Annotated in this window: 12 protein-coding genes; 8 read left to right on the top strand and 4 right to left on the bottom strand. The window is 64.9% G+C overall.

Going from position 1 to position 17,532, the window contains the following annotated elements; genetic code table 11:
• Window positions 1–46 precede the first annotated feature (46 nt).
• The 3 genes from ABFO07_RS23030 (at window position 47) to ABFO07_RS23020 (ending at window position 3,926) form a co-directional block, all read left to right on the top strand.
• A complete protein-coding gene (locus ABFO07_RS23030) occupies window positions 47–1,006 on the top strand; it encodes an MBL fold metallo-hydrolase (protein ID WP_059566667.1) in 960 nt (319 codons plus the stop codon).
• 159 nt (window positions 1,007–1,165) lie between these two features.
• Window positions 1,166–2,515 carry an MFS transporter gene (locus ABFO07_RS23025; RefSeq protein ID WP_347469625.1) on the top strand — a complete coding sequence of 450 codons (1,350 nt, stop codon included), beginning with the start codon at window positions 1,166–1,168 and terminating at the stop codon, window positions 2,513–2,515.
• Window positions 2,516–2,582: 67 nt separating this feature from the next.
• Window positions 2,583–3,926: an MFS transporter gene (locus ABFO07_RS23020; protein WP_347469624.1), complete on the top strand. Its 1,344-nt coding sequence runs from the start codon at window positions 2,583–2,585 to the stop codon at window positions 3,924–3,926.
• Between the two features lie 3 nt (window positions 3,927–3,929).
• Here ABFO07_RS23020 and ABFO07_RS23015 read toward each other — a convergent pair whose 3' ends face one another.
• The 3 genes from ABFO07_RS23015 to ABFO07_RS23005 form a co-directional block, all read right to left on the bottom strand.
• Entirely contained in the window at window positions 3,930–4,304 is a 375-nt protein-coding gene (locus ABFO07_RS23015) for a VOC family protein (RefSeq protein WP_347469623.1), read from the bottom strand.
• Between the two features lie 173 nt (window positions 4,305–4,477).
• The gene (locus ABFO07_RS23010) at window positions 4,478–5,269 is read right to left on the bottom strand and encodes a DUF2182 domain-containing protein (protein ID WP_347469622.1); all 792 of its coding nucleotides are present in this window, start codon (window positions 5,267–5,269) and stop codon (window positions 4,478–4,480) included.
• Window positions 5,266–5,910, bottom strand: a complete 645-nt coding sequence (locus ABFO07_RS23005) for a DUF1326 domain-containing protein (protein ID WP_059807797.1) — start codon at window positions 5,908–5,910, stop codon at window positions 5,266–5,268. The genes ABFO07_RS23010 and ABFO07_RS23005 overlap by 4 nt, the downstream gene beginning before the upstream one ends.
• A gap of 77 nt (window positions 5,911–5,987) precedes the next feature.
• Between ABFO07_RS23005 and ABFO07_RS23000 the strand changes: the two genes are divergently transcribed.
• Together ABFO07_RS23000 and ABFO07_RS22995 are read left to right on the top strand one after the other, a co-directional pair.
• Complete coding sequence (locus ABFO07_RS23000) at window positions 5,988–6,269, top strand: hypothetical protein (RefSeq protein WP_155634499.1); 282 nt, start codon at window positions 5,988–5,990, stop codon at window positions 6,267–6,269.
• A gap of 559 nt (window positions 6,270–6,828) precedes the next feature.
• Window positions 6,829–8,547 (top strand): CocE/NonD family hydrolase, encoded by a 1,719-nt coding sequence (locus ABFO07_RS22995; RefSeq protein ID WP_347469621.1) that lies wholly within the window; start codon window positions 6,829–6,831, stop codon window positions 8,545–8,547.
• Window positions 8,548–8,588: 41 nt separating this feature from the next.
• Here the strand turns inward: ABFO07_RS22995 and ABFO07_RS22990 are convergent, their stop codons facing one another.
• On the bottom strand, window positions 8,589–9,080 hold the full coding sequence (locus ABFO07_RS22990) for a 2,4'-dihydroxyacetophenone dioxygenase family protein (RefSeq protein ID WP_059883646.1): 492 nt from the start codon (window positions 9,078–9,080) through the stop codon (window positions 8,589–8,591).
• A 332-nt stretch (window positions 9,081–9,412) separates the two neighbouring features.
• Here ABFO07_RS22990 and ABFO07_RS22985 point away from each other — a divergent pair, with 332 nt between their 5' ends.
• Genes ABFO07_RS22985 through ABFO07_RS22975 form a run of 3 tightly spaced genes read left to right on the top strand, consistent with a single transcriptional unit; the run spans window position 9,413 to window position 17,470 of the window.
• Window positions 9,413–12,100, top strand: coding sequence for a type VI secretion system Vgr family protein (locus ABFO07_RS22985; protein ID WP_347469620.1), 2,688 nt, complete (start codon window positions 9,413–9,415; stop codon window positions 12,098–12,100).
• 47 nt (window positions 12,101–12,147) lie between these two features.
• Window positions 12,148–17,064 (top strand): RHS repeat-associated core domain-containing protein, encoded by a 4,917-nt coding sequence (locus tag ABFO07_RS22980; protein WP_347469619.1) that lies wholly within the window; start codon window positions 12,148–12,150, stop codon window positions 17,062–17,064.
• Entirely contained in the window at window positions 17,057–17,470 is a 414-nt protein-coding gene (locus ABFO07_RS22975) for a hypothetical protein (protein WP_081068425.1), read from the top strand. Before ABFO07_RS22980 ends, ABFO07_RS22975 begins: the two co-directional genes overlap by 8 nt.
• The last annotated feature ends 62 nt before the right edge of the window (window positions 17,471–17,532 follow it).

Below are 17,532 nucleotides of genomic sequence, written 5' to 3'. Positions count from 1 at the left end.
ATCCGCTCAACCCCTCAACACATGGCTCGCAGCCACGGAACGCAACATGGCCAAAGCATTCGCCTCCCAAGCCGACCTGGAAGAGAAGAAAGTCACCTGGACCCGGCTCTCCGAAAACGCATATGCCTACACCGCCGAAGGCGACCCGAACTCGGGCGTGATCATCGGCGACGACAGCGTGCTGATCGTCGACACGACCGCAACGCCCGCGATGGCGCAGGACCTGATCGCGAAGATCCGCGGCGTCACCGACAAGCCGATCAAGCACGTCGTGCTGTCGCACTACCACGCGGTGCGCGTGCTCGGCGCGTCCGCGTATTTCGCCGAAGGTGCGCAGCAGGTGATCGCGAGCCGCGGCACCTACGAGATGATCGTCGAGCGCGGCGAGGCCGACATGAAGTCGGAGATCGAGCGCTTCCCGCGCCTGTTCGCGGGCGTCGAGACGGTGCCGGGCCTGACCTGGCCGACGCTCGTGTTCGAGCGCGAGATCACGCTGTTCCTCGGCAAGCTCGAAGTGAAGATCATGCATCTCGGCTCGGGCCACACGAAGGGCGACACGGTCGTGTGGCTGCCGTCGCAGAAGGTGCTGTTCTCCGGCGACCTCGTCGAATACGACGCCGCGTGCTATTGCGGCGACGCGCAGCTCGAGCAGTGGCCGGCCACGCTCGAGGCGCTGCGCGCGCTCGGCGCCGAGAAGCTCGTGCCGGGGCGCGGCCCCGCGCTGCTGAACCCGGCCGAAGTGAACCAGGGCCTCGACTACACGAAGGATTTCGTCACGACGCTGCTCGCGCAGGGCCGCAAGGCGGTCGAGCGCAAGCTCGACCTGAAGGCCGCGATGGCGCTCACGCGCGAGGCGATGGACCCGAAGTTCGGCCACGTGTTCATCTACGAGCACTGCTTGCCGTTCGACGTGTCGCGCGCGTTCGACGAGGCGAGCGGGATCGCGCATCCGCGCATCTGGACCGCCGAGCGCGACAAGGAAATGTGGGCCGCGCTGCAGGACTGAGCGGCGGCTGACGGCGCGGCGTCCGGGCGGACGCCTCGCTCTTCCGTAGCGGCGGCCGCAACGAGGCCGCCGCGATCCTCGATCTCACAAGAAAGCAGGGCGCACGCACGCCCTCGGAGACTGCTGCGCGTTCGATTCGCGCAGTGTTTGGAGAGAGACATGCCCCAGACCCTTCCTGCCGAAGCGGCGGTTGCAGCCGCGTCCGCGTCCGCATCGGCTTCCGGCGACGCGTTGCTGTTCCGCAAGATCGCGTGGCGGATCATCCCGTTCCTGTTCCTCTGCTACGTCGTGTCGTTCCTCGACCGCATCAACATCGGCTTCGCGCAATTGCAGATGAAGCACGACCTCGGCTTCAGCGATGCGATGTACGGGCTCGGCGCGGCCGTGTTCTACGTCGGCTACGTGTTCTGCGAAGTGCCGAGCAACCTGCTGCTCGCGCGCTTCGGCGCGCGCCGCACGTTCACGCGGATCATGCTGCTGTGGGGCCTCGCGTCGACGGGGATGATGTTCGTGTCGACGCCGTCGCATTTCTACGTGCTGCGCTTCCTGCTCGGCGTGTTCGAGGCCGGCTTCTTTCCCGGCATCGTGCTCTACCTGACCTGGTGGTTCCCGGCGAACCGGCGCGCGGCGGCGATCTCGGTGTTCTTCGCGGGCGTCGCGGTCGCGGGCGTGCTCGGCGGGCTCGTGTCGGGCTGGATCATACGCGACATGAGCGGCGTGCTCGGCCTGTACGGCTGGCAATGGATGTTCGCGATCGAAGGTGCGCCGGCGATCGTGCTCGCGTTCGTCGCGTTCGGCTACCTGGTCGACCGGCCGCAGGATGCCGCGTGGCTCACGCCGGACGAGAAGGCGCGCGTCACGGTGCTGTGTGCGGGCGGGCAGGGCCGCGATACGGCGCACGGCGCGCATGACTCGCGCAGCTTCGCCGCCGCGCTGCTGAACCCGCGCGTGTACCTGTTTGCGTTCATCTATTTCTCGCTGACCTGCGCGTCGCTGACGCTCAACTTCTGGATGCCGCTGATGATCCGCGATTTCGGCGTGACCGACGTCGTCGCGGTGAGCCTCTATACGGTCGTGCCGAACGCGATCGGTGCGGTCGGCCTGATCCTGATCGCGCGCCGCTCCGACCGCACCGGTGAGCGCCGCCGGCATTTCGCCTTCTGCACCGTCGGCGGCGGGCTTGCGCTGGCCGCGCTGACGCTGCACCTGCACAGCTTCGCGGCGATGCTCGCGTGCCTGTCGATCGCGGCGACGCTGATTTTCGCCGCGCTGCCGATCTTCTGGGCGGTGCCGACCGCGCATCTGTCCGGCAAGGCCGCGGCGGGCGGGATCGCGCTGATCAGCAGCATCGGCATCACGAGCGGCATCGTCAGCCCGTGGGTGATCGGCCTGATTCGCACCCGCACCGGCAGCATGGATCTCGCGGTGTACCTGCTGGCGGCGCTGCTGGTCGCAAGCGGCGCCGCGCTGATGCTCGGCGTGAAGGGCGAGCCCGCGCGGCGGGCGTGAGCGACGGCGGCCCGCCCGGCGCGGTGAATCCGGCCGGGCCGGACAGAAACCATTCAGGAGACAACCGATGTCTGCTCCCCTACAAGTGGAAGCGGCGCGCGGCGTCGCACCCGTTGCCGGCACGCCCGCGGACGACGCGCTGTACCGCCGCATCGGCATGCGCATCGTGCCGTTCCTGTTAGTCTGCTACATCGTGTCGATCCTCGACCGCAGCAACATCGGCTTCGCGCAGTTGCAGATGCGGCAGGATCTCGGCCTGACCGACGCGATGTACAGCCTCGGCGCGGTGCTGTTCTTCGTCGGCTACGTGCTGTTCGAGGTGCCGAGCAATGCATTGCTGCGCCGCTTCGGCGCGCGCCGCACGTTCGCGCGGATCCTGGTGCTGTGGGGCGCGGTGTCGGTCGCGATGATCACCGTCGACAGCGCGCGGCAGTTCTACGCGCTGCGCTTCCTGCTCGGCGTGTTCGAGGCCGGCTTCTTCCCGGGCCTCGTGCTCTACCTGACGTACTGGTACCCGGCGCGGCGGCGCGCGTCGGTGCTGTCGATCTTTTACGCGGGCGTCGCGGTGGCGGGGATGGTCGGCGGGCTGCTGTCGGGCTGGATCATGCGCGGCATGTCGGGCGTGCTCGGGCTGCACGGCTGGCAATGGATGTTCGCGATCGAGGGGGCGCCCGCGATCCTGCTCGGCGCTTTCGCGTGGTTCTGGCTGTGCGACCGGCCCGAACAGGCCGCGTGGCTGACGCCAGACGACCGCCGCCGGCTCGCCGACGATCTCGCGGCCGATCGCGCGCAGGCGCCCGCGCGCGCGGCGGCGTCGCTGCGCGCGGTGCTCGCCGAGCCGCGCACGTACCTGTTCGCGTTCGTGTACTTCTCGCTGACCACCGCGCTGCTGATGCTGCTGTTCTGGATGCCGCTGATGATCCGCGAATTCGGCATCCACGACGTCGTGCATATCAGCCTGCTGTCGATCGTGCCGAATGCGATCGGCGCGGCGGGCCTGATCGCGATCGCGCGGCGCTCGGACCGCAAACGCGAACGGCGCAGGCATTTCGCCGCCTGCGCGCTCGGCGGCGCGGTGGCGCTCGCGCTGCTGACGCTGCACCTGCCGAGCATCGTCGCGATGATGGCGTTGCTGTCGCTTGCCGCGATGCTGATCTTCGCCGCGCACCCGGTGTTCTGGGCGATGCCGTCCGGGTATTTCTCGGGCGCGGGCGCGGCCGGCGGGATCGCGCTGATCAGCAGCATCGGCGTGTCGAGCGGAATGATCACGCCGTGGATCGTCGGCACGATCCGCACGCGCACCGGCAGCATGGATCCGGCGATGCTGATGATCGCCGCGCTGCTCGCGGCGTGTGCGGTGGCGCTGCTGGCGGGGACACGGGCGGAGCCGCCGACGGAGCCGGCGCGATGACCCTCAATCCCCGGGAACGAAGGCCGAATTGAACACCACTTCCCACTGATGGCCGTCCGGATCCTGAAAGTATCCGGAATAACCGCCCCGGAAGGTCGTGCCAGCCGGCTTCACGAGCCGCGCGCCGGCGGCGACCGCCTGCTGCATCATTTGGTCGGCGCTCCTGCGCGCTGTCCACGTTGTGACCGATCGTGAACTCGGTCGCACCGCGTCCGGAGACAGGCATTCTGGCGTCGTGCGCAATGTCGGCGGGGCGGAACAGCGCAGTTTCAGGCTGCTCTGGAGATCGAAGAACGAGACCGCGCCATGTTCGAACTCCGTGCCGATGATGCCTTCCGTTTCCAGGTCCAGGTCCAGGCCGTCGCGGTAGAAGCGCATTGCCGTTTCCAGATCGTCGACGCCGATGGTCGGTACGCTGATTCTTGGTTTCGGCGGCGGCCATCAAGGTTCGATGTGCTAGCAGGGGCGAATTCGCCAACCGAGCCGCACATCGTACTCGACAAGGAAAGCCGAATTGCCGCACCGATGATCCGGTAAGGGAAGGATGTCGATCACGCCAGCAGCGTCGCGCCGGCCCATGCGATCAATACGACGCCCAGCGCGCGGCCGATTCGCTCGCCGCCGGGCAGGATCTTCTCCACGAAGACGACGAGCGACAACGCGGCGATCCAGACGAGATTCATCACACCGCCGACGAATAGAAGTGCCATCAGCAGCCAGCAGCAGCCGATGCAGTAAAGGCCGTGGCGCAGTCCGAGCCGGAAACTGCCGGCGACGCCCGGCCGCCAATGCGTGGTGAGGAACTTCACCGGCGACCTGCATTGCGTGAGGCAAGCGCGTTTGAACGGCGAAAGCTGATAAATCCCGGCCGCGGCCAGAACGATCGCGGAAAGGAGCGCGCTTTTCGACCACAGCATCATTGCCGAAATGAGGCCGGTTGGCTGCAGCATTTTCTGCAGCGATGCCGCACCGATCGAAAACGCCAGCCAGGCCGTCAGGTAGCCGGCCAGTAGCACCAGCGACGGCGCGGGCGACGCCCCATCGGCCCCGTCGTAATGTCGCAAGACGCGCCGGTACAGCAGGATGAGCGGCGCAGCGCCGGGCGTCATCATCGCGATCATCATCGTCCACCACATGACGATCACGGTCGCCAACGACGGATCCATGCTGCCGATGCCGTGCGGCAGGCGATGCGGGAAGAGCGTGACGGCCGTCATGTCGAGCGCCGACATGCCCATTCCCGCGCCTGTCCACAGGTAGAGCCACGACAGCGCGACGACGGCGGCCATGCCGAGCGCGGTGACGACGCGCTCGTGCCTGAGGAGCGGGTCGATGCCGATCATGCGGCGGTGCGATGCCGGATCAGTCCCGTGTTGTTCATGTGCAGTCGCGCGAATTGCGCGTAGGTATCCTTGAGATCCAGTGCGATGTTTCCGCGCGAACGGCTGGTGCCGGAGCCGATCTCGGCCAGTTCGTATTCGAAGCCGTGCGGCAGGTCGATCCGGGCGCGATGTTCGGCGCCCGTCACCGGATTGCGGATCGGTTCCCCGACGACGTCGAAAATGCCTTCGACATGAATCCGGCCGCGCCGGGCGTCGACGTCCACGTCGAAGTCGATTTTCGCGAAGATCGGATCGAACGCGTGCTCGAGCGTCGACGCGAATACCGAGAACATCGTGGCGAACGGTTCGGTGTCCTGCCCCGTCATGATTTTCAGAACGGCGTCGCGCTGCGCCGGGCTGGCCCGTTCGTCGACGATCGGCTGGCACTTGCCCTTGCCTTCGTGGATAGGGCCCGGCCACTGGAACACCACCGCGAGGTTGACGCCATCGAGCCGCACGTCGCCGTAATGGCCGCTGCCGATCGAAATCGCGCCCATCGCTTCGCAAAAGCCGTTGGTCGGCGGCGCGCTGAACTGGCAAGGGCAACCGTATGAGCAATTGCAGTTCATCAGTTCGGTGCCTTGAATTTCCCAGGGCGTCATGGCAGTGCTCCTTGCGCGCCGCGTCGAGTCGCGTCGTTCGAATCTAGTGCACGCGCTGGGGGAAGTCAAAGCGGGGCTTGCCGCCGTTCGAAACTGCGCGAACGGCGGTGGCGGTGGTCGTGCGGGCACGAGAAGAAGCTGCCCCGGACATCTTGCCTGCACTGGTCGGCAAGACGGTCGATCATGGCGGTGACGATTGCGTCTGCTTTCGTGCTCGCAAGCTGGAAGGGACGCCTGTCATGGAGAAAGATGTCCGGCGCGTGAACGGCAGGCGAGAGAAAGTGCTATCAGCGGTGTGGCGCAAGAAAAGCGCATGCGTGCAGATAAGCTTGTTCAGATTTGATTTCATGCTTTTTTAACAATTCATTCAGTATTTCTATTCATGATGCATGTCGGTCATTCCCCGTTTAGAGCGGATTGAAGTGCGGCGCGTGGTGGCAGCGGGAGGGGCGACGTGGTCTGGGTGCTTGATACCCCGGCGTTGGCGGCGCGGGAATTTCGCGAGATCGAAATCGCGAATCTCACGCTCGAGCGTCTTTGGCAGATGTTTTACGGATGAGTGCCGTTCGCTCGCCGCGTTGATTCGGTTGCTTGAGAGGATTCGTCGGAGATCTTTTAGGGCGTGCCTCATGGCCTGAAAAGCTGTGAGGCATGAAAAAGTCTGTTGACGATTTGAGCGTCAATCATGGTGAATATAGTTAGCATGACAAATCTAATGTGAATTTGAATTGATCAATTCAAACGGGAAGGGAGGGTGGTGGTATATGACACTTTAATTTAGGTGGCGAGCTCTAAATGGAGTTGTTGTGTTGACAGCAAATTAGTAAAGCATGCTAACTAGATAGGCGTTGGGGTGGGCGGGCGTCACTGCCCGGATGAAGAGGTGTTGTGCTTTACTTTTATTGCTAAGGGGAATTTATGAATATTCTGCGTTTGTTCGCCGGCCTTGGTTTGGCGCTGGCGGCGTCCTTGTCGCATGCCGCGATTGCATGCCGACCGGCGACGCCGGCCGAGGCAGCGATCTATACCACGACGTCCGCGTTTCCGGGGGTGGTTTCGCCGAAGGACGGCACGTGCTGGGTCAACAATCTCATCGTGACGATGCCGGACGGTACGAAGCTGACCGCGAATGCCGCACTGCCAAAAATCGTCAGCGCGGATCAGAAGTTTCCGAGCATCGTCATGATCGCCAGTTGGGCCACGCCGGATTTCATCGAGTATCGCGGCCAGCAGCAACGCCTCGCGCAGGATGGCTACATCGTCGTGAGCTATACGGCCCGCGGCTTCTACCTGTCGGGCGGACAGGTTGGCGTGGCGAGTCCGCAGGACGTGCAGGACGTCTCGTCGGTGGTGGACTGGATGATCGCCAATACGCAGGCGGACGCTGACCGGCTGGCCGTCAGCGGCATCTCCTACGGCGCGGGTATGTCGTTGCTGGCGCTGGCTCATGACCCACGGCTGAAGACGGCGGTCGCGTTTTCGGGGTGGGGCGATCTGGCCGACCAGTTGTATCAGGGGGACTCCCCGAACGCGACCTGGTCGGCTCTCCTGTTCCTGTCGGGGAAGGTGACGGGGCGTCTCGATCCGATCGTGGATCAGTACATCAATGCGCTGCTCGATCCGAACACATCCGAAGCCAAGATCAACGAGATCCGCGCATGGGCCAAGGTTCGTTCGCCTTCGTCCTATATCGACGCCATCAACCGGCGCGGCGCGCCGGTGTTCATCGGCAAGAATTTTCAGGACGACATGTTCACGCCGAATTCGTCGATGAGGATGTTTGCGGCACTCACCGGCCCCAAAAAGTTGCTGTTGAGCTCCGGTGTTCATGCGCAGGCGGAAGTCGGCGGCGCGGTGCTCGGTGTGCCGAACTATCCGTACGATCAGGCGCACCGCTGGTTCGACCGCTGGCTGAAGGGCGTACGGAACGGCGTGGATACCGAGCCGAAGGTCTCGATGCAGGTCAAGTTCACCGATACGAGGGATGTGTTCGAAACGTGGCCGGCCAGCAACGTCAGTACGCAGACGCTGTACGTCGGGCCGCGCGGCCCGATCCGCTGGGATCTGAGCTGCTTATGTACGAAAGGTACGGCGGGCGACCTGCTGGGCGCGCCGAACCGGACGCCGGGCTCCGACCTGATCCAGAATCTCTTCGACACCACGGCGACGAGCGGCCCCATTCCAGTGCTGTCGACCTTCGGCGAAAGCGTGGGGGCGCCCGTGGTGAACGCGTTGTCGACGGTGAACCTTGCGGCAGGCGTGCGCTATGAAGGCGCGCCGCTCCGGTCGCCGATGCGCCTGCGCGGCATTCCGACGCTGAACCTGCGCGTGACGCCGTCGCAGGCGCGTGCCCAGGTGGTCGCGTATCTGTACGACGTCGATGCACTTGGCGTGGGTACGCTGATTACGCATGGCACGCGCTCGCTGCACCGGGCCACACCGGGGGCGACGATCGATTTTCCGATCGAGTTTTCCGGGACAGCCTATGACGTGCCGGCCGGCCATCGTATCGGTATCGTGCTGGATACCTTCGACAGCCTGTACGGGCAGCCGGTCAATCCGGGCGAACGCTTCGGTGTGAAGTTCGAGTTCGATCCGACCAGGCAGTCGACGCTGGCGTTGCCGGTACGACTTTGATGGTGGCGACGGTTGCTTGAACGGCGAGGATGCCGTTGCGCTCAGCGCGTGACGAACGGCGCGGCGGCATCCGGCGCCGTGCGCGCATGCTTGCGCTGGCGCAGCAGCGCGACGCGGCAATTCTCCCGCGCGGTTTCGCGGCCGTCGTCGTCGAGCAGCACGAGGTCGCCGCGCATCACGTTGAAGGTGATCACGTCCGCGCCGTCGCCGCCGAGCGTCTCCGGCGTATGGACCGAGCCGGCCGGCTCGAGCACCGTCGAGCCGGCGTGCGCGACCCAGTCGTATTCACGGTAGCGCCACGCGCCCTGCAGCGTATAGACGAATACCTGGCCGTCGTGGCGATGGCGCGGCAGCGTGCCGCCAGCGGGCATCTTCAAGAGCGCGGTCAGCGTGTCCTCGGCCGCGTTGATGTGCAGGTACTTGATCTCGAGGCCCGGCAGGTCCGGGCTCATCGGCAGCCACGGCAGCGCGTCGCCGGGCAGGCAGGAGATCGGCGGCAGGTCGGTGGGGAGCGGGGCGGACGGGGGCGTCATGGTGGGTACGGGGCGGTTGAGGTCGCGGTAGAGGCAGCATTATCGCAGAGGGATGGGGCGACTTCATGGCTTTGGGGGATCCACCGTTGCGATCGAGTTGTCGCGTTGTGACCGACGTTCCGTCACGAACATTGTTGTGAATCGTTTCCATTCGCTGGACGTATTCGTAGCTAACCGGTTATTCCTTCGGCTTCCGAGAAAAAGCAGAACGCTGAGAGAACACGATGGCACGAGAACGAGGCGCACAAGGCGCGCTGGCGCAGTGGATAACCGGTCGTCAGTCATATTTCCTGGAAGTACCAGGCGCCCCGCGGGTGCAAGATCTGTCGATCATGTCGTTCGCGCTCGAGGAACGGCTTGGCGAGCCCTATCGGATCGAAGTGACGCTGACGAGCCCGATTGCGCTCACGCGCGCGGACTACCTCAATCGCCCCGCCACCTTCACGATCGAGCCGCCGGGAACGAACGGCATCGCCGAAGCGTCGCGCAAATTCGCAGGCTGCGTCACCGCGTTCGGCCAGATACGCAAGACGCGTGATTTCGTGTCGTACCGGATCGTCGTCGAGCCGTTCGTTGCGCGTCTGCGCCTTGCTCAGGCGACACGTATCTATCAGCAGCAGTCCGTGCCGGAGATCGTCGAATCGATCCTGAGACGACACGAATTCCGTTCGCATCAGTTTTCGTTCAAGTTGCGGCGCGCTTATCCACGTCTCGCGTTCCGCATGCAATACCGGATGTCCGATTGGGACTACCTTCGCCTGCTGATGGAACAGACGGGCCTGTTCTGCTTCTTCCGCGCCGGACAGCATGGCGACGAACTGCATTTCGGCGACGACGTCGATGCCTATACGTACCGGCCGAACGTGACCATTCCATACCGCGAAGCAAGCGGTCTTGAGACAGGCCACGAAGCCGTGTTGGCGCTCGAATCGCATAGCGAAACGATCCCGCGGTCGATCATGGTTGCCGACTACAACCCCGAGAAGGCCTACGACCGGTTCAACGCGGAAGCCAATGTCGCGCGTGATGATCCGACGACGTGGGGCCAAAGTTACCGATTCGGCACCCATCATCCGGACGAGGACGAAGCGAAGCGCGAAGCCCAACTGCGCCATGAGGCCGCTGTCGCATGGCAAGTGACGTATTCCGGCAGGAGTTCGGTGGTGGACCTTGCAGCCGGGCTCGTCGTAAAACTCGACGAGAAGCTGGCCGACGCGCCACATGGCGTCGTGATCGTATCGGTCCGCCACACCGGCGGCCGGGAAGCATCATACGTCAACACGTTCGAAGCCATTCCCAGTGGACGGCCGTTCCGCCTGAGGCTCGATGAGCGTAACTGGCCGACGATCGCCGGCACGTTGTCGGCACGCATCACGACGCCGGACACTTCGCCGTACGCCAATCTGACGAGCGCCGGTCTGTACACGGTGCGCTTCGATTTCGATTTCGACGCCTGGCCGGCGGGCGGCGAATGCGTGCCATTGCGGCTCGCCAAGCCGTTCGCGGGCGGGAATCAGACCGGCTTCCATTTTCCCCTGCTGGCCGATACGGAGGTGGCGGTTGCATTCGTCGGAGGGAATCCGAATCGGCCATATATCGCACACGCCCATCACCACAGCCAGGCCGTTGATCTTGTGACGAGCCGTGACGGTTTCAATTCACGCAACGTGATACGCACGCAGGCGAACAACAAGCTTCGTTTCGAAGACTTCAAGGGACGCGAGGGGATCAAGCTGTCGACTGACTACGGCGGGAAGACGCAGGTCAATCTCGGTTATCTGGTCGATAGCCGCAAAGCGGTGCGCGGCGAGGGATTCGAAGTCCGCACCGACGAGCGCGGCGTGTTGCGCGCAGGCAAGGGGCTGTTCCTGTCAGCCGATGCCCAGTCGAACGCGGGCGGCCATGCGTTCGACATGGCGGTTGCGCGGGAGCAGCTCGATGCGGCCCGATCGAGAATGAATAGCCTGGCCGAGGCGGTTACGAAAGCCAAAGCGACCGTTGCCGCATGTGAAGCGCAACAGGCATTGCTGGAAGCACGGATCAAGGATCTGGAAGCGGCCGTGCTGCTCGTCTCCGCGCCGCAGGGTGTCGCGATCACGAGCGGTGAGCACATGCAACTGGCAGCCGGCGGACATCTGTTCACGACGACCGGCGGCAATGCGGATGCAGCGATCGGCGGCAACTACACGGTCGCGGCCGGCAATGCGCTGTCGATGTACGCGAATGCACAAGGCATGAAGCTATACGCGGGGGCTGGCAAGGTAGACGTTCAGGCGCAGGGGGACGCGCTGGAACTGACGGCCCTGAAGGGCGTAATGATTGCAAGCACGTCGGACGCGGTGACATTGAACGCCGCCAAGTCGCTCACGCTGATGTGCGCGGGCGCGTACATCAAGCTGTCGGGCGGCCAGGTCGAGATCGGCAGCGCGGGCCATATCCGGCTGAAGGGGCCGTTGCGCATCGAGCCGTCCGCTACCCAGCGGCAGGCATTGCCGCTGATGCCGAAGCAGGAACAGACCGGCATGCAACTCTGGCACGCGTATCCGAACGGCGAGCCGGTGAGGCATGCGCCATACCGTGTGACGTTTCCGGATGGTTCGTGGCGCGAAGGCCGGCTCGACGCCAACGGACGCGGCACGCTGGCGACCGTGCCGCGCGGCGGCGGCACGGTCGAGTATCTCGAGGAAGATCACGATCTGCAGGACAAGGCGCGCAAGTGGAGCGATCCGAATGGCGCGGCACAACTCGACAGGGGCGCGGGTAACGCTGGCGATGCCGTTCCCAGTCTCGTCGGGCCCGCGATGGCCGCGCCGATTGCGCGGATTGCGGAGTCGGCAACTGCGATCAAGGCGACGGCGTCGAGCGTTGCCGCGAGTGTTGCCGAGGGCGATGTCGCGGCACTCGGCCGCGCTGGACTCAACGCGCTCGAACAGCGGGCCGTAGGCTCAATGGCCAGCCATGCGACGCCTTCTACGCCGGTCCTCGCCCAAAGCTTGACCACGACCATTGCGTCGTCTTGACCCTGGCTTTGCATTCCATCCGATTCTTCCAGACAAAGAATAAGTCCATGGCCGGCCCCGAAACCCTCCGTACCCCTCAGCGCCAGATCCCCCAAGCCCTCCAGCACAACGCCGAAGCCCGGCGCGTGATCGTCAGCCCGGTTCCCGCGCCCGCGACATCGCCGAAGGTGGTCGCGGCCCGCGCCGAATCGGTCAAGAACCACGGCCTCGAGATTTTCGTCCAGTGCCTGTACATGGTTCCGTTCGTCGGCAATGCGATGTCGCTCTACGACGTCGGCGTCGACATCTACCGGATCTGCAGCGAACCGGGCGGCGCGAAGAAAGTCCTCGGCTGGAGCATCCTCGCGATCGACGCGATCGGCGTCGTGCCCGCCGCAGGCAACGCGAGCCGACCGGCGCGCGCGGTCGTCAAGGAAGTGTTGCTCGCATTCGCGAAGGGCGCGGGCGCGGCGGTGCTGGTCGATCTGTTCTGGGCAACGGCCGGCGGCGACGTGCTCGCGTTCATGGCCGATCTGGATGCGCACCTGAAGCAATGGAAGGGCGACATCGTCAAAGGCGTGCGCGAGGCGTCGCAGACGGTGCGGCGCTTCGTGATCAACCCCGTCTCGGCCGCCGAACAGATGGGGCGCATCAAAAAGAACAGCGGCTTCCTGTCGTGGGTGCCGTCCACCGAGGAAATCGCGCTGCACGGGATCGATCAGTTGCTCAAGCTGTCCGGCCAGCGCGACGCGATCGTCGCGTGGCTCGACGAATTCGACCGCAACACGGGGCCGATGCTCGACGCGGCGTTCGGCGACGTGGCCCAGGCCGGCAGCCTGCTGTTCATGGCCGCGCAGATCACCGCGGAGATCAAGGCGCGGCGCGCGCGCAAGGTGCCGTCGCACGTCGCCCAGGCCGCACCGGGCACGATGCTGGCGCCGCACCGGAAGCGCGGCGAGCATCGCGATTCGACACAGAAGGGCGCGCAGCCGAGCCCGCTGCCGGCCAAAGATGGCTGCGGGTGCCCGCCCACCGCGAGCGCGAAGCCGGTCAACTACGCGATGGGCGACGAGAACCTCGCGCAGACCGACTTCATGCTCGACGGGATCGTGCCGATCGTGTGGACACGACGCTACCGGTCGAGCCTGGCCGCCTACGACGCGAGCCCGCTCGGCGCGCGCTGGAGCAGCCCGTATCACCTGTCGCTGGAAGAGCGGGACGGCGCGCTGACGTTCTTCGATCCCGACAACCGCGCGGTGCCGTTGCCGCCGGTCGGCGTCGGCGAATCGGTCGAGGTGCCGGCCGAGCAGCTCGTCATCACGCGCCCGGACGGCCGGCGCATTCAACTGGCCTATCCCGACGGCAGTCGCGAGGATTACGAACGACATGGCACGGTGACGCATGCGCGCTATCGCCTCGTCTCGCGCCAGGGCCGCGATGGCCTCGGCCTGAGCTTCTCGTACAACGAAGCCGGCGAACTCGCCACGCTGAGCGACGGTGCGCAGAACACGATCCGCCTCGACTATGTCGACGGACGGGTATCGGCGATTTACCGCGACGGCGTGCCCGGCCTCGCCCGGGAAGCGCTCGCGCGCTACACCTACAGCCCGGAAGGCGACCTGACCGGCCACGTCGACATGCTGGGATTCCGGCGCACGTACGCGTACCGGCAGCACCTGCTCACGCGCTACACGGACTACAACGGCCACGCCGCGAATCTGGCGTGGGACTGGCCGGGCCAGCGCGAAGGCGTGCCCGCGCCGGCCGACGCGAAGTGCGTGCGCACCTGGCTCGGCCACGACGGGCAGCCCGTTCAGGACGACACGCATTTCGAGTACCACCGCGAACACTGGTACACGAAGGTCACCGATGCGAGCGGCCACGCGACGATCCACCGCTACGACCATCACAACCGGATCGTGCTGGTCGAACATGCGGACGGATCGACGGACGCATTCGAGTGGGACGCGCACAACAACCTGGTCGGCATCCGGAATGCACTGGGCCAGACGCAGCGCTTCGACTACGACGCGCAGGGGCGCGTCACCGCCGAGACGGACGCGCTCGGCAACACGACGCGCACCGAATACGATGCGCACGGCCTGCCGATCAAGGTCACGGCGCCGGATGGCCGGGTCGCGCAGACCGAATACGATCCGCTCGGCCGGCCGGTCTCGGCGACGGACGCCGCCGGGCGGACCACGCGCTACGCCTGGAGCGGCACCGGCCGCTTGCTGTCGCTGACCGACCCGAAAGGCGGCGTGAAGCGCTTCCGTCACGACAACGCGGGGCGGCTCGTCGAGTCGACCGACTGTTCCGGCCACGCGACGCGCTACGGCTACGACGAGCGCGGCCACCTGTCGCGCATCACCGATGCCGAGGGGCACGTGACGCGCTACCGCTGCGACGCGCGGGGACAGGTCACCAGCGTCACGCACCCGGACGGGGTCGACGAGCACTTCACGTGGGACGGCGAAGGCAACCTGCGCACGTATCGGGACGGCGCGGGCCAGGTCACCGAATACGCGTTCAATGCCCGCCGGCAGCCGACCTGGCGCAAGGATGCGGCGGGCCGGCAACTGACGTATGCATACGACCGGCAGTGGCGGCTGACCACGCTGACCAACGAGAACGAGGCGCAGACCCGGTTCCGCTACGACCCGCTGGGGCAGTTGATCGAACAGACGGACTTCGACGGCAGCACGACCCGCTACCGGTGGGACGAGGCGGGACGGCTGGCCGGTTCGACCGAAGGCGAGGTGGAGACGACCTATACGCGCGACCCGCTCGGGCGGCTCACGCGGCGCGAGATCGACGGGCCGGGCGGCCGTGGCAGGGTCCATGAGCATTTCTATTACGACGCGCGAGGCCGGCTGACGACCGCGCAGGGCCACGACAGCACGGTCCGGCTCTATTACGACGACGCCGACAACCTGATCGCCGAAGCGCAGACCCACGGCCCGGACATGGGCGCCGCCTACACGGCGGTGACGCGGCATGAATACGACGCACTCGGCAACCGGATCCGGACGCAACTGCCGAATACACGCACGATCGACTGGCTGCGCTACGGCTCGGGCCATGTGCACGGGGTGCTGCTGGACGGCCAGCCGCTGGTCGATGTCGAGCGCGACAAGCTGCATCGCGAGATTGCGCGCCGTCACCGCAGTTTCGAGCAGCGACGCGAATACGATCCGGCCGGCCGGCTGCAGCGGATGATCGTGCGCCGCGATGCGCATGCGCTGCCGACGGACTGGCTCGCCGCGCGGCAGTACCGGTACGACGCGGCGGGACGCCTGACGCGCATCGAGGATCGTGCGCGCGGGGCAACCGATTACACGTACGACCCGGTGGGGCGGTTGCTGAAGGCGGTGACGCCCGATCTGAAGGAAGTCTTTGCGTTCGATCCGGCGGGCAATCCGGTCGATCCGGAGAAGATCACGCCGCGCCCGACCGAGGAAACGCTCGACGAGATGAGCCGGCGGCACCAGCGGATCATCGCGCAGGATCGGGCGTGGCAGGACGCGCACCCGGGCGAGCGGATGACGCCCGAGCAGATCGCGCGGCGCACGCGGATGGCGGACGAAGCGGGCCGGCTGAACGCGTGGGAGAAGGCGCTGCCGAAGTGCGTGGGCAATGTGCTGAAGGAGTTGAACCGCACGCGCTACGAGCACGATGCGCACGGCAACCTGATCCGCAAGACCGAGCCGGGCGGCGTGACGTGGCTGTACGCATACGATGTGGCGAACCGGCTCAAGCGTGCCGATCGCTACGCGAAACCGCCGGCGGCGAACGAGATCGACCGGATCGAGCGGACGCAGGACGGCACCACGTCCATCCCGGGTACGGTGCGGCCTGAATTGCGGGTGAGCTTCGCCTATGACGCGTTCGGGCGGCGCACGCTGAAGGAGGTCGGGCGGCCGGACGGCAGCATTGACCGGACGGTGTTCGCGTGGGACGGCGACGTGCTGCTGATGGAGGAGCGCTTCCACCTGCCGCCGCGTCAGCCGGGCGAACGTGAGCCGCTGACCTGCCGCCCGGTCCGGATCGTGCGCGAGGATCCGGACGATGATGACGCGCTGCCGGTGGCGCAGCGCATGCATACGCTCAGCGAGCGGCATCAATGGCAAGGGGCGTCGCTCTACCTGCATGAGCCCGGCACGTTCGTGCCGCTGGCGCGACTGGACGAGACGCTGGTGGAAGCGGCGTTCATCGCGACGGGGACGGATGGCCGGTTCGTACAGGTGCCGGCGAAGACGCGGCACGCGACGCTGTTTTACCAGAACGATCATCTGGGGACGCCGCAGGAACTGCTGGACGAGTCGGGGAAGGTGGTGTGGCTCGGGCGGTACAAGGCGTGGGGCGGGGAGAAAACCGTCTGGCAGGCGCAGCCGGAACGCCATGAAGCCGGGAATCCGATCCGGTTCCAGGGGCAGTACCATGATGACGAGACGGGGCTGCACTATAACCGGCACAGGTACTACGATCCGACGTCGGGGCGCTACGTCAGCAAAGACCCGATTGGGGTTGAAGGCGGACTAAATGTCTACCAGTACGCTGTAAGCCCGGTGCAGTGGATTGATCCTTTGGGACTGAGCGGCACACTTGCAGGCAGGCTCGCGGACAAGGCGCAAAGCTTGCCGGCGTCACAGCGGCCAAACACGGTCGCAGTGATTGTTTCCAAAGACGGGCGTATTGTAGTTGGGCGCAATCAAGGGGGCATCACTAACCCCGAGGTTCAGGGCGCGTTAAAGGATATTCCACCGAATGAATTTGATGCTCAATGCGCTGAAGTGAACGCAATATCCAGGGCTAGGAATAAAGGTATTAATTTAACCGGGGCAACGATCTCTGTTGCTAATGTTCGCGGGAGAAATAGTACAAGTGGAGTTCATGGGATAGACAAGGTCCCGTGTTCTGTGTGTAATCATTTACTTAGAAAATTAGATATGAATCTAGTTCGACGGTGTGGTCATCATGAATAGGGATGAGCTTCTTGTAAAATTAGCCGGCTGCTCTTCGGAAGATAAGCAGCTTTACGCGTCTTCCTGTCTTCGGCGCTACTGTGAGTTAATGGGGATTTCGCATCCAGCCATAAGCGAACTATTGGATCATCTTGATTCGATAGCTTCCGGGAAAAGCTTGGCGGAATGGGACGCAAAAGGAGCATTGCTTGATCTAAATGGGAGGGGCGATCCAATTCCGGTGAGTCTCAGGTCTATGATGTCCGGCGATGATTTGAGCGAGTTTGAAAATTTGGTTGATAGTGTGGTGGAGGTTGGAATTGTCGATCTTTATGGGGCAAAGACGAACTTGCCATTGAAATTTTTAGATAAGGCAATGCTTGTGTTGGAGAGGAGAGGTTTGCCTCTACCGGAGTTGAACGGATAGTGATCTCTGCGTCAAGCAACGCGTGTTGGCAGGAGATACGCATCGTGAAATCGGGCAGTGTG

The sequence above is a fragment of the Burkholderia stagnalis genome (assembly GCF_039848545.1).
Taxonomy (GTDB): domain Bacteria; phylum Pseudomonadota; class Gammaproteobacteria; order Burkholderiales; family Burkholderiaceae; genus Burkholderia; species Burkholderia stagnalis.
The sequence above is the reverse complement of the archived record's forward strand: the minus strand, read 5'-3'. Positions and strand labels throughout refer to the sequence as shown.

Coding starts and splice junctions, on each gene's coding strand:
- ABFO07_RS23030 (WP_059566667.1), top strand. CDS start 47: ATGGCCAAAGCATTCGCCTCCCAAGCCGACCTGGAAGAGAAGAAAGTC.
- ABFO07_RS23025 (WP_347469625.1), top strand. CDS start 1,166: ATGCCCCAGACCCTTCCTGCCGAAGCGGCGGTTGCAGCCGCGTCCGCG.
- ABFO07_RS23020 (WP_347469624.1), top strand. CDS start 2,583: ATGTCTGCTCCCCTACAAGTGGAAGCGGCGCGCGGCGTCGCACCCGTT.
- ABFO07_RS23015 (WP_347469623.1), bottom strand. CDS start 4,304: ATGCGCTTCTACCGCGACGGCCTGGACCTGGACCTGGAAACGGAAGGC.
- ABFO07_RS23010 (WP_347469622.1), bottom strand. CDS start 5,269: ATGATCGGCATCGACCCGCTCCTCAGGCACGAGCGCGTCGTCACCGCG.
- ABFO07_RS23005 (WP_059807797.1), bottom strand. CDS start 5,910: ATGACGCCCTGGGAAATTCAAGGCACCGAACTGATGAACTGCAATTGC.
- ABFO07_RS22995 (WP_347469621.1), top strand. CDS start 6,829: ATGAATATTCTGCGTTTGTTCGCCGGCCTTGGTTTGGCGCTGGCGGCG.
- ABFO07_RS22990 (WP_059883646.1), bottom strand. CDS start 9,080: ATGACGCCCCCGTCCGCCCCGCTCCCCACCGACCTGCCGCCGATCTCC.
- ABFO07_RS22985 (WP_347469620.1), top strand. CDS start 9,413: ATGTCGTTCGCGCTCGAGGAACGGCTTGGCGAGCCCTATCGGATCGAA.
- ABFO07_RS22980 (WP_347469619.1), top strand. CDS start 12,148: ATGGCCGGCCCCGAAACCCTCCGTACCCCTCAGCGCCAGATCCCCCAA.
- ABFO07_RS22975 (WP_081068425.1), top strand. CDS start 17,057: ATGAATAGGGATGAGCTTCTTGTAAAATTAGCCGGCTGCTCTTCGGAA.